Annotated in this window: 9 protein-coding genes; 2 read left to right on the top strand and 7 right to left on the bottom strand. The window is 40.0% G+C overall.

The window, feature by feature from the left end; translation table 11 throughout:
- Position 1 precedes the first annotated feature (1 nt).
- The 4 genes from VYM24_RS12305 to VYM24_RS12290 all read right to left on the bottom strand — a co-directional run bounded on the left by VYM24_RS12305 (position 2) and on the right by VYM24_RS12290 (position 5,670).
- Positions 2-1,282: a lipopolysaccharide biosynthesis protein gene (locus VYM24_RS12305; RefSeq protein WP_224318831.1), complete on the bottom strand. Its 1,281-nt coding sequence runs from the start codon at positions 1,280-1,282 to the stop codon at positions 2-4.
- A 110-nt stretch (positions 1,283-1,392) separates the two neighbouring features.
- Positions 1,393-1,833, bottom strand: coding sequence for a UpxZ family transcription anti-terminator antagonist (locus VYM24_RS12300; RefSeq protein WP_224318829.1), 441 nt, complete (start codon positions 1,831-1,833; stop codon positions 1,393-1,395).
- Between the two features lie 32 nt (positions 1,834-1,865).
- Complete coding sequence (locus VYM24_RS12295) at positions 1,866-2,423, bottom strand: UpxY family transcription antiterminator (protein ID WP_224318826.1); 558 nt, start codon at positions 2,421-2,423, stop codon at positions 1,866-1,868.
- Between the two features lie 1,090 nt (positions 2,424-3,513).
- The gene (locus VYM24_RS12290) at positions 3,514-5,670 is read right to left on the bottom strand and encodes a glycoside hydrolase family 97 protein (protein WP_291554612.1); all 2,157 of its coding nucleotides are present in this window, start codon (positions 5,668-5,670) and stop codon (positions 3,514-3,516) included.
- 224 nt (positions 5,671-5,894) lie between these two features.
- Here VYM24_RS12290 and crcB point away from each other — a divergent pair, with 224 nt between their 5' ends.
- Both crcB and eno read left to right on the top strand, forming a co-directional pair.
- The gene (crcB, locus tag VYM24_RS12285; protein WP_299087885.1) at positions 5,895-6,266 is read left to right on the top strand and encodes a fluoride efflux transporter CrcB; all 372 of its coding nucleotides are present in this window, start codon (positions 5,895-5,897) and stop codon (positions 6,264-6,266) included.
- Positions 6,267-6,358: 92 nt separating this feature from the next.
- Positions 6,359-7,639, top strand: a complete 1,281-nt coding sequence (eno, locus tag VYM24_RS12280; RefSeq protein WP_007212838.1) for a phosphopyruvate hydratase — start codon at positions 6,359-6,361, stop codon at positions 7,637-7,639.
- Positions 7,640-7,729: 90 nt separating this feature from the next.
- On the opposite strand, the gene bglX is transcribed toward eno, so the two are convergent.
- The 3 genes from bglX to VYM24_RS12265 all read right to left on the bottom strand — a co-directional run bounded on the left by bglX (position 7,730) and on the right by VYM24_RS12265 (position 13,533).
- Positions 7,730-9,982: a beta-glucosidase BglX gene (gene bglX, locus VYM24_RS12275; protein ID WP_330940148.1), complete on the bottom strand. Its 2,253-nt coding sequence runs from the start codon at positions 9,980-9,982 to the stop codon at positions 7,730-7,732.
- Between the two features lie 13 nt (positions 9,983-9,995).
- Complete coding sequence (locus tag VYM24_RS12270; RefSeq protein WP_291534765.1) at positions 9,996-11,117, bottom strand: family 16 glycosylhydrolase; 1,122 nt, start codon at positions 11,115-11,117, stop codon at positions 9,996-9,998.
- A 67-nt stretch (positions 11,118-11,184) separates the two neighbouring features.
- The gene (locus VYM24_RS12265) at positions 11,185-13,533 is read right to left on the bottom strand and encodes a hypothetical protein (RefSeq protein WP_291554604.1); all 2,349 of its coding nucleotides are present in this window, start codon (positions 13,531-13,533) and stop codon (positions 11,185-11,187) included.

Here is a 13,533-nt window from a genome sequence, read left to right as displayed (position 1 = left end):
GTCATTTTACCGAATATCTATAGCACCAATAAAACTGCAACAAAAAAAGTAATGACTTTATTCCACTAAAAAAAAGCAAGAAAACATAAATGTCTCTATATAAATTAGATATAACAATAAGAAGTAACATTGAAAACAAAAACAAAAGTTGCCATATAAAATCATATGACTGTTTACTTGCAATTATTAAAGTAGGACGAATAACTTCTGTAACAAATGATATGGCAACCATAGGTATTAAATATCTAGTATATATGCCAGCATTTATCCACTGTGAACCTAAAATAATTTCAAAAAGAAATGGAGAGATTATGAAAAGAATAGAAAATCCCACTAAAGAAATGATAGAGATAGGAACTATTGTTTTAACGAGTATATTTCTGCATGAACCATAATTGTTATAATCTTCATTCGCCCTCTGCCGATATGCATCACTAACAGCTATTGTAATAATGGAAATAGGAACTGCTATTATCGTATTCGACATTGAAAAAAAACCAAGTTCCTCTTTAGTAAAAACCGCACCTAAATAAAATAGAGGTATAGCGCACGATACACTATTAATCAATTTTCCAGTCATTACATATTTTGGAAATCTAATATATTTAGTCAAACATTCCTTAACAACAGATAATGACACGATTTTATACAGATTTCTATCTTTCACAAACATAGAAAATAAACAAGAGAATGCAGAGATACCTCTGCCTATTAATTCGCCATAGACCTTCCCGTTACCTAAGACCAATGAATTCATACACCCAAACAGTGTTTCTGCAATAGATAATGATGAACTATTTACTAGTTTATTCACGGACAACTGTTTGAAATATTTATTTTTAACACACCATTCATTATAACATTGATAAATAACAATGAACAATGCTATCAATATTGGGATAAAAAACAATTTCACAAAAAGAGGTTCATTTAATAATAAATGAATTTCATCCCTTAGGAAATAAAAAGTTAAGCATATAACACTTAACACAAATATCGACAATGACAATACTAATACAATAATATTAAAGGCCTCTTCCTTACTTTTAGAAATAAAAATTGAATAAGTATATCCACCAGTAACTAAGATAGCTAATATTGCCGCTATTTGAGAAAAAATTGCAGCTGTTCCTATTTGATCTGGTGTAAATAGCCGTCCTATTATTGGATAAAATATAATTGGGATTAATTGTGCTATAAAGGTTCCTCCAGTTAATACTAATAAGGACTTAGTATAATCTGACGTACGAATTCTATTTATAAATCCTTTGACTAATTTCATTATAAATTCTTAATTTCTTCCATACCACTATAGAGCAAATATGTAAGTGCTTTTAGCAACATATATGGTAAGAAGACTTAATTTCAAAAGCAATACACCAATTGGGACACTTACTCAATTTTATCTAATTCATTGATGACCTCTTGTTGCTCACTAGTGAACAAGCCATCCCAACTATTTATAATTATATGTGCTTCTTTTGCTAATTCTTCCTCTAACGTCTCTCTATAACAGGCCACCAATAATCGACATTTCAACAGCGAATCAGATATTTTATTCAATATTTTCCAACTGCGATCAAGTAGCATCTGAACTTTATCTTCCTTATCCCCATGATTGTAAATTGTAGCACTATAAGCTTTCAAGAGAGTAGTACAAAGAATCACCTCTTCTTCGTCATTCCGGGCTTTCTTCCGATACAAGGTTTCTGCCTGATTATAAACATCCGAATTCAATTGGCGAAAACGATCTGCATAAATGGGTTCACCATCCATACCAAGATAAAGAAGCTCATGCGTAAGTTGACGCAAAGCATCGATTTGAGACTTCATATAACTATGAATTAAAAATTATAAATTATGAATTATTCTTCTGTTACCGGAACAATAAGAGAGGGATGAATAAAAGTGGTAGCTACTGCCATAACCCCCTGAATAGAAACAACTACCCGACGATCACCTTTTACACGAACAAATATACCTTCGACACCTTCGAAAACCCCACCAGTGATGCGGACACGATCTCCTTTCTGCATGGAATATTCCGTAGGTGGCAAGTAAATTACTTGTTGGTCGTAAGAGCCGGCGATGGCTATAAAGTGGCGCATTTGGATTTCAGGAACGATAATCGGCTGCTTCGTCTCACGATCCATTATATAACGAAGAGGTAGTAGAACAGCATTTTCCTCCTTAATTTCGTCAATCTTCTTACGAGTGGAATAAATGAAAACCAGGTTATGTATGGCAGGAACGAGTTTACGAATACGTTGCTCCTTCCGCGTTACATATTCATAACGCATAGGAATGAAGTTTTCGATATTATTCTTATCCAAAAACTCTTTCAGAACGAGTTCCCGGCTATAGGTGATACGCAAAGCATACCAATGATATTCAGAATTCAGAATGGAAGATTGAGAGCTCATGAATGATTAACTGTTCTCGTCTGGATATTTCTTGGGGACACCGGGGAATGAAAATTCCTTCCGGTTAAAACGTAAATCCGTGATGGTGAATTTGCTACGTTCAACGGCCTAAATTCAGACTCCCTATCGCAGGAAGTGCAAACAGGCACTTTTGAAGACTGGAAAAGCTGATTTTGCTGAAAAAGCACAGTTCTCGACTTCTAATATACTGTAAACAAAAGACTTAATAGAACAAAATATACTATTAATCGTTCGTTTAATGGGCACAAAGATAAGGGGGATTTTCGAAAGAACAAAGTATTTAATAAAAATAATTCTAATCATATCATTTAATCCCATCCACAAGTACCTGTAAGGGCACTACCAAAAGGGCTACACCATTTACCCCGGATGGCTACACCCTTTTGTATGTAAGGCTACACCCTTTGCGGCAAAAGGTGTAGCCCTATACAAGCTATGCTTAACACACCAAACAATAAAGAATTTTATTTAACACTATTCGTTCATTACCTCAACTACAAAGGCACTTTAAAACTACTCTGAGAATTAGTCACTTACAAGAAGTTAAGAGTTTGTCGACAAACTCTTAACTTCTTGTAAGCAGGCTCTTAATGCCTTGCAAACAGGACAAACTTTGTTACATCACAAGACTTCTAAAGCTTATTCAAATTTAGTGACAAATGATATAATTCAGTGCATTATCTGCAACCATCGAGTCAATGCAAAGCCTCCCATTTCAGAGGTAATCAAGCCATACCATCAAGTTCTTGCTCAATCATCTTATTAAGTTGTGGAAGCATCGATTCTATTTTGCAATATCCTTACTTCCTACTCCTGAAAGGTGGTAGATAAAACGATAACATACCTTCTACTTGCTCTCACATAGCTTACTTCTTTAGATTAGGATACTTACTTTTCTAGTGGCCACAACTGTAGTTTACATACTTACGAAGTCATACAAAGAAAAAAGAAAGGAGTGTGTCTAATTTATAGCCTGACACACCCCTTATTTACCTAATGCCTAATAAAAACCTCTTTTTACCCTAATTTTAGAGTACCTCTCAATCTGAGAGTTATCCGGAATCTTAGTCTATCTCCATTTCTTCATAGCCTTCTTATCTGCCGGAGTAGCCTCAATCAGACTCAGGGCGAAGCCACCACTACGTGCCAACTTCACAGACATCTTAGTCTTACTGGTCACAATACCTTTCTTTATCTGATAAGAAGTCGGATTCTCTTTGTAGTCAGCATCTTTACCATCAGCATAAAGAGTAGCTACATATTGCTTGCCAGGTTCCAGAAAATCCAGAGTAAAGTTAGCAGTACGTGCATTCTCATCTGTGATGCCACCTACAAACCAGTTATTCGTTCCTTTCGCCTTACGAGCTGCCGTAATATAATCACCCGGTTCCGCTTCCAGATATTTACTATCATCCCAATCTACCGCTACATCTTTGATGAATTGGAAAGCATCCATGTGCTTCTCATAATTCTCTACTAAATCGGCAGCCATCTGCAACGGACTGTATAATGTCACGTAAAGAGCCAACTGCTTACAGAGAGTAGTCTGTACCTGTCCATGAGGCAGATCGCCCATGAAATCAAGTTTTGTATCGAAGATACCCGGAGTATAATCCATCGGGCCACCAATCAGACGATTAAATGGAAGCAAGGTAGTGTGGAACGGTTTACTGCCACCAAAAGCCTCATATTCCGTACCACGGGCAGACTCGTTACCAATCAGGTTAGGATAAGTACGGCAAAGTCCGGTAGGACGCACAGCTTCATGGGCATTTACGCAAATTTTATACTCAGCAGCTTTAGTCACGGCGTACAGATAATGGTTGTTCATCCACTGACCGTAGTGATGCTCTCCACGAGGAATCATATTGCCTACATAACCACTCTTCACTGCATTGTAACCGTTGTCTACCATAAACTGGTAGGCTTTATCCATATGACGTTCATAATTGCGTACGGATGCCGAAGTTTCATGGTGCATCATCAATTTCACACCCTTACTTTTAGCGTAAGCGTTCAACATCTTTACATCAAAGTCAGGATATGGAGTTACAAAATCAAATACATAATCTTTAGAATGACCGAACCAGTCTTCCCATCCTTCGTTCCAACCTTCTACCAGCACTTGATCAAGGCCATTTTCAGCAGCAAAGTCTATATAACGTTTTACGTTCTCATTGGTAGCGCCATGACGTCCGTTAGGTTTAGTTTTGGCATAATCCGTTTCACCCAATTTTACAGAAGGCAGATCATCGGTATAAGCCCAAGTGCTCTTTCCGGCAATCATTTCCCACCATACGCCTACATATTTCACCGGCTTAATCCAGGAAACATCTTCATAAGCACAAGGCTCATTCAGATTCAACGTCAGTTTGGAATTCAGAATATCACGGGCGTCATCACTTACGATAACCGTACGCCACGGAGACTTACAGGGAGCTTGCAGATATCCCTTATCCCCTTTTGCATCAGGAGTAAGCCAGGATTCGAATACGAAATTCTTATCATCCAGATTAAGATGCATACAGGAGTAATCCACCAAAGCAGCCTCATGCAGGTTAATATAAAGACCGTCAGCTGTTTTCATTTGCAGAGAAGTCTGTACACCCGTCGGAGAGAACGTAGTCTGTGAAGAATTAGGAGTGATTGCACCATCCATCAAGCCACGGATTTCAGAGAGCTTAGATTCTGTATAATCATATTCCTGTGTATCATAATCACCCGGTATCCAGAAAGCTGTGTGATCGCCCGTCATGGCAAACTGAGTATGCTCTTCCTTGATAACGAAATAATTCAGGTTCTTAGACAAAGGGAATTCGTAACGGAAACCCAAACCGTCATCAAACAGACGGAAGCGGATGATCATATTGCGATCTTGCGCTTTCTGGTTCAACGTTACAGCCATCTCATTATAATGGTTGCGAATTTGTTTCACTTCACCCCATACCGGCTCCCAAGTCTCATCAAAAGTGGAAGTTTGGGTATTTGCCAGTGTAAATCCATTCATCAGCCCCGGAGCATCTTTCAGTTCCAAGCCGAGTTTAGAAGGTTTGATAACAGCTTTTCCTTTGTAGGAAAGTTCATAGATCGGTTCACCTTGTGCGTTCACTGAAAAGTTCAGTTGCAGTTGTCCGTTCGGCGAGGTGATACTCTCGGCCATTGCCCAGTTGCTTACAAACAAAAAGAGCAGGAGACAGAACAATTTGATTGCTTTCATGTTTTTCATGATTTGAATTATTTTAGAGAATTATAATCGTGATGCAAATATAAGGATGAAATGACATGTGAACGAAGGAATAAAATGAAAATATAGATGATTTACCGGCAAACGTTTGCATAACTGGTTTAGTTTCTGATTTTTAAGCATTAAGGGAAAAAGCCGGAATATAAACCCGATATAAATGAAAAATTGTACCTTTGCAAACATTATCGGAATAATAACAGAATAAAATGAAAGAATTGATATGCATTTTCCTTGGTGGCGGAACAGGCAGTGTACTCCGTTACTACGTACAGGAACTACTGCACGAACGGATCATCCCCTATTCCTTTCCTTGGGCAACATTTACAGTCAATATCTTCGGCAGTTTTCTCATCGGATTGTTTTATACCCTTTCCGCCCGTTTTAATCTCTCGCCCGAAATGCGTCTGTTATTGACTGCCGGTTTCTGCGGTGGATTCACCACTTTCTCTACTTTTTCCAATGATGGTCTGACCTTGCTGAAAGGTGGTTTCTATGGAACGTTTATAGCATATACCTTAATCAGCATCACGCTGGGAATATTGGCTGCATTGGCGGGGGGAGCAGTTGGCGGAAAATGATAATCTAATTGCAATTACAGTACTACTTTCCTGAACAAAAACCGATTGTTTCTTGTTCACTATTTAAAATAATTACAAATAATATCATAATTATGAAAATAGAAAAGATTATCGGACGTGAAATCCTCGATTCAAGAGGAAATCCCACAGTGGAAGTAGATGTAATGTTGGAATCAGGCTTTATGGGCCGTGCTTCCGTTCCTTCCGGCGCTTCTACGGGAGAACACGAAGCATTGGAACTCCGTGATGGCGACAAAGGACGTTATGGAGGCAAAGGCGTATTAAAAGCTGTAGAAAACATCAATGATATTATCGCTCCGAAACTTGTCGGAATGTCAGCCCTCGACCAGATGGGCATCGATCATACCATGCTGGCATTGGATGGAACAAAAACAAAATCAAATCTGGGCGCAAATGCTATTCTCGGCGTATCCCTCGCCGTAGCTAAAGCTGCCGCCGCTTATCTCGATATCCCCCTGTACCGCTACATCGGTGGTACCAATACATACGTAATGCCCGTACCAATGATGAATATCATCAACGGTGGTTCACACAGTGACGCTCCTATTGCCTTCCAGGAATTCATGATACGCCCTGTAGGTGCAACTTCCTTCCGTGAAGGTCTGCGCATGGGTGCCGAAGTATTCCACGCTTTAAAGAAAGTACTGAAAGATCGTGGCCTGAGTACTGCTGTAGGTGACGAAGGCGGTTTTGCACCAAATCTGGAAGGTACAGAAGATGCTCTGAACAGTATTATTGCCGCCATCAAAGCTGCCGGATACGAACCGGGCAAAGATGTAATGATTGCCATGGACTGCGCTTCTTCCGAATTCTATAAAGACGGAATCTACGACTATACCAAGTTTGAAGGCGAGAAAGGCAAGAAACGCACAGCCGACGAACAGATTGACTACCTGGAACAACTTATCAACCAATTCCCCATCGACTCTATCGAAGACGGCATGAGCGAAAATGACTGGGAAGGCTGGAAGAAACTTACCGACCGCATCGGCGACCGTTGCCAGTTGGTAGGTGACGACCTCTTTGTTACCAACGTTGACTTCCTGGCCATGGGTATTGAAAAAGGTTGTGCCAACTCTATTCTAATTAAAGTAAACCAAATCGGTTCCCTGACCGAAACATTGAATGCCATCGAAATGGCTCACCGCCACGGATACACTACCGTGACCTCCCATCGCTCCGGTGAAACGGAAGACGCTACGATTGCCGACATCGCCGTTGCCACCAATAGCGGACAAATCAAAACCGGTTCATTGAGTCGTTCCGACCGTATGGCAAAATATAATCAGTTGCTTCGTATCGAAGAAGAACTGGGCGCTAATGCTGTTTACGGTTATAAACGCATAAAATAATCATGAATTCTATTTAAGTGTCATAAAATAATCAAGAGGGGCGAACCATCACGGACCGCCCCTCTCCTACTTTAACCTTAAAATCACCAATCAGTCTACTACCTTGAAGAAAACTTCTTCTCCGGACTGACTATCCGTTGCTACCCAGAGCCCAAAGTCTCCGGGCTCCACAACTTTAGCCATATCTATGTTCCAAAATGCAAGTTCACTAATAGGGAGTTCAAACGAAACGCTTTTCTTCTCACCCGGCTTCAATGTCACACGAGTGAAACGTTTCAGTTCTTTCACCGGGCGGGTCACGGAACCAATCTTATCCTGTATATACAGCTGAGCTACTTCCGTTCCTTCATATTTCCCGGTATTTTCCAGATCGAATGTCACTGTCAGCACATCATCTTTTTTCAGTACATCAGATGCCAGTTTGATGTTGCTATACTTAAATGTGGTGTACGACAGACCATAGCCAAACGGGAACAAGGGATCAAAACCTGCATCCATATAGAATGAAGTACATCCCAGTGAAGTCTGTCCGGCCTCAACAGCAATATCATTCAGCAACACTTCATTCCGTGTAGCCGGACGTCCGGTATTGTTATGAGCGTAGTACACAGGAATTTGTCCCACCATCTTCGGGAAAGTAACCGGTGTCTTTCCGCTCGGCACAGCCTTCCCCCAAAGCAGATCAGCCAATGCAGGACCGCCCATCGTGCCCGGATGGAATGAATAGAGAACAGCAGTCGATTCTTCGACTTCCTTACCTATAGTCAACGGACGACCCGCCATCACAATAGTCACTACAGGTTTACCCGTCTTAGCCAAAGCTGTAATCAAAGCTTCCTGATCGCCTTGCAGGTCCAGATCAGCCAAGCAGTGAGCTTCACCCGAAAGAATAGATTCTTCACCCACAAAAGCAAGAATGACATCTGCACGCGCAGCGGCGGCAGCCGCTTTAGCCACACTTACCGGATTTTTCTCACGACTATATGCCAGTCCCGGTTCATAAATCACCTGTACTTTATCGCCAACCATTTCCTTAATAGCGTTCAACGGAGTCAGAGTACGAGCTTTCTCACCATCAAATATCCAAGTACCCAACTGTTCATAAGGTGCATTAGCCATAGGTCCTACCACTGCAACAGTTTTCACGGATGGCTGTAACGGCAACACTTCCCTATCATTCTTCAGCAGAATAACCGATTCGACAGCCGCTTGCTTAGCTGCTTCCAAATGAGAAGGAGCATACATGACAGATGGTTGTTTTTCGTCTACATAAGGAGCATCAAACAGTCCCAAACGATACTTGATACGTAAAATATTGCGAACGGCCTCATCAATAGTGCTTTCTTTCACCTTTCCTTCTTTCACCAATTCCGGCAATTCCTTCACAAAAGTGTAACTCACCATTTCCATATCTACTCCTGCATTCACAGATTTCATTGCCGCTTCTTTTGAACCGGCTGCAAAACCATGGCTTATCATTTCGCTGGCAGAAGCCCAGTCCGTCACAACAAAGCCATCGAATCCCCACTCATCACGGAGTACGTTTTTCAAAATGAAAGCATTCCCGGTAGATGGAACCCCATCATTATCATTGAATGAAGTCATAAACGTGGCTGCACCCGCTTTGGTGGCAGCTTCAAAAGGCGGCAAATAAACATTGCGTAGACGACGTTCGGGAATGAAAGTGGAATTATAATCACGTCCTCCTTCGGCTGCACCGTAACCTACAAAATGTTTAGGGCAAGCCGCAATTGAAGTAGGGCTATTCAGCGAATCTCCCTGAAAACCTTCTACCATAGCAGCTCCCATTACGGAAGTAAGGTACGTATCTTCACCACACCCTTCGGCAATACGTCCCCAGCGAGGATCGCGAGCAATATCAATCATTGGCGCAAAAGTCCACCGGATACCTACAGACGAAGCTTCAATAGCTGCTACCCGTGCCCCGTCTTTTGCTACCTGCGGATTGAACGAAGCCGCTTGTCCCAAGGGAATAGGGAAAATTGTTTTAAACCCGTGAATGACATCACGTGCTATCAGCAAAGGAATACCCAACCGGGATTCTTCCATTGCCACGCGCTGTAGCGCATTAATACGCACCGGATCCACCTCATTCAAGATGGAACCGATTTCACCTTTCTTAATCAAAGCACTCATATCCTCGATATTACCATAAGAGGAAATCTGGTTCATCTGACCGATTTTCTCTTCAAGGGTCATCTTGGACAAGAGAGATTCTACTTTTTTCTCGATTGCCGCATCACTGCCTTTATTTGCCACTTGCGTACAAGAGACAAAAGGAAGTAAAAGCAGGCAGGCAAAGAATATCTTAATAGTTTTCATATCTTCTATTCAATTATTTTTTCTGAAACACACGTACATAGTCAATCTCATAAGTTGCAGGTAAGGCCGATTCATCTATGCCTTGAGCACCTCCCCAATTACCTCCCCACGCAAGATTTAACTTCAAATTAAAGTTAGTAAAGAAAGGCCAGGTAGCAGTACCTGTTTTATCATTAGTATAACGAAAATGCTCTTTTCCATCTACAAGAAAACTTATATAATCCTCAGTCCATTCTGCTGCATATATATGAAAATCAGTTTGAGCTGTAGCTATATAAGAGCCATCTCCTTTTTGCTTTCCGTTACTGCCATTATAAGCACCACAATGAATAGTAGAAAGTACATTATTAGGATCATATCCCACTTCTTCCATTATATCAATCTCTCCACCATCAGGCCAGCTGGTGAATGGATCAGGTAACATCCAGAAAGCAGGCCAAGTACCTTTTCCTTTCGGCAGTTTCAAACGAGCTTCAAAGTAACCATATTTCCAATTTGTCCGGGTATTCATGCGAATGGAATAGACTTCATCACCCACCTTCTGCGCTATGATTTTTAAAGTACCATTACTTACATCTGCACATACAACTCCATCCTTAGAACCAGCAATATAGTTCTGAATTTCATTATTACCCCAACCATTGGTACCATGACCTGTTTCATATTTCCATAGACTTTCATCTGGAGTACTCAGAGAAGTATTATTAAATTCATCTTGCCAAACTAATTTGTATCCTTCAGGAATCTGTATATCTGGATCCACAGGTGCTTCTGGTTTTGCCTCCTGAGATACAGGAATCGAAATACGAGTTATTCCAGACTTCACTATAATTTCTCCTTCACGAGACTGATTGTCTGTATTAGCTTTAACTGTCACTTCCACAGTACCTTGTGTACCAATACTACCAGATGTTTTACAGCTAACCCATTCTTTACAAGCATCTCCACTAAAAGCTGTCCATTCCTGATCGGAAGTAATCGATAACTTTGTAACAACTCCTTCATAAGTAGCTGATACCTGAGTAGGTAATACATTGACAGTAGGAGCAATTATTCCAGAGGCATCATTGCTACTTCCACAACTCACAAAAATTAACAACACTAATAATAAAGAGTATAAATTCATACATTTCATAATCTAATATATTAAAACATGCACGGCTAATTTCATATGATCAACCGTGCACATTAATTATTAACTATTATTCGTTACAACTGGATTCTTTTAAAATAATATTACTAACAGTGACTTCCGTATTATCCGGATTGCTACCAAAATCAAGTACAAAATCGACATTATTCATATCAATGCCAGGCATAGCTGTCTGCTCAAATGTATAATCTTCATAAGCAGCCAAATCCACTCTCTCAACAAAATAGAAAGTATTATCATCACCATGTAACACCAGCTTTAGTGTAGCTTTCAACTTTTGTGAGGAATTCAATACACAATGAAAATCATACGATGTGGACGCATTCGTAGTCATATCCGTCAAGAACTTCACCTGTGCCTGCCACTGATCAGTTGTAGCAGTAGGCAATGTTATATTGAAGGCACTGCCATTGGCTTCAAAACCAGGATTATCAATAGGACTCCAATTAGGAGCATAATAAAAATCATTCGTATATTTAGAACTCTTCCACATATTACAAGCCGAATCATAATTCCAGTTTATCTTTACCGGACCATTATGTTCCTGCAATATAATGCCACTTACCGTAACCTCTGTGTTAGCAGGACAACCACCAAAATCAAGCACAAGATCTACAGCTGACATATCAAGACCTGTCATATTAATTTGCTGGAAAGTTACATCCTCATAGGCTTTCAATTCTACCTTTTCAACAAAATAAAATGTATTATCATCACCATGTTGTACCAACTTCACAGTTGCCCCCTTTATATTTTGTGTTGAATTCATAATAATACGGAAATCATAAGTCTTATCTACAGTAGTCTGCATATCAGTAAGGAATTTAACCTGCGCCTGCCACTGATCAGTAGTAAGTTCTGGCAGTGTTACCTTATAAATATTGCCATTTATCTCAAAATCAGGATCAGCAATCTGGTTCCAATTAGGAGCATAATAGAACTCATTCGTGATTGTAGCACCATTCCAGAAATTAGCAGGGCCATCAGGAGTCCAGGTTACCTCCGGTTCCGGTTCTTCCGGCTCTTCTGTCGGAAGTACTGTACCATCGTCACAACTATGTTCTTTTACTACAATATTCTTAATAGTCATCTCCGTATCTGTTTCATTGCCACCAAAGTCGAAGACAAGTTTTACATTATCAATATCAAGTCCAGGCATATCAGACCGGTAGAAGACATAATCTTCATAAGCCTTCAACTTCAGACTCTCTTCAAAATAATAATTTCCGTCATCTGTGCTATCGACCAATTTGATTGTAACGTTTCCATGATTCTTACTTGAAGTGAGTATTACTGAAAAATCATAAGTTGTAGCAGAATTTGTGGTCACGTCAGATACAAGAGCCATCTGAGCTTGCCATTTATCAGTAGTAGCAACAGGTAAGGTTACTTTATAAGTACTACCATTCAGCGTATATTCAGGATTAGCAATTTGTGCCCATCCCGGTGCATAATAGAATGTAGGTTCAGCTACAACTGCAGACTTCCACATATTACAGTCATGGTTATACTTGAAACCTGTAAATGTTTTCGTATTATCACATGTCAGGATATAGTGCCAAGCTATTTCTCCATTATCAGAAACTAGTTCCATCTTCTTAGTATCCATAGAAAGCACTTTGTAACGTGGAGCCTGATAAATGGCATCATTAGCAATGTATGGGAAAAGCGTTTGCGAAGGGAATGTAATATATAGATCATTACCCACTACATCAAAATCATAAGTAGCTTTCTGCTCGCTAACGGTAGCCATAAAATCTTTACCATCATTAGGATTAAATTCACTAAAAGCAGAACATCCCGTATTCACAAACACTGTACCACCCTCACCTGGATTATATGTATAGTTCTTTTCTGAATCAAAAGTAACAATATCATCATAAAGTCCCATATCAACCTTCTCATTAGCTGCAGCTGAATACCAGCCCAAACCATCAGTCCCAGTCTCACCACAGCCTAAGTGTCCTGCTTCATCTTTTGCTACCATCCACTCTTTAGATGTCCCTCCACTCAAGAAAGTGATATATTTAGTGAAATCAATAATCGTATTATTAACATGGAATGTCTTTGTAAACGTGCCATCACTGATGCCATTCGTATTAGCTATCCTTACATCTACCGTATAATCACCAGACTTAATATAGATTTTCTTTAGTCCGTTTACTGTAGAATAAGTTTTTCCATCTATAATCCAAACAGGCATACAGCCTTTACTATTCAGATTGAAAGTAACCTGATTGGTTTCTTGGTCAACAAGAATCTCAACAGCATTTTCATAAGATGAAGCTATAGGTATCCCTCCTTCAGACACAGAAGGAAAATCTTCCGGAGAGCAAGCCATAAAAGCAAGCACTGACACCAGCAGTAAGCCCCCGATATAACTATATATTTTTTTCAT

This window comes from Bacteroides sp. MSB163 (assembly GCF_036416795.1).
Lineage (GTDB): Bacteria > Bacteroidota > Bacteroidia > Bacteroidales > Bacteroidaceae > Bacteroides > Bacteroides maternus.
The sequence above is the reverse complement of the archived record's forward strand: the minus strand, read 5'-3'. Positions and strand labels throughout refer to the sequence as shown.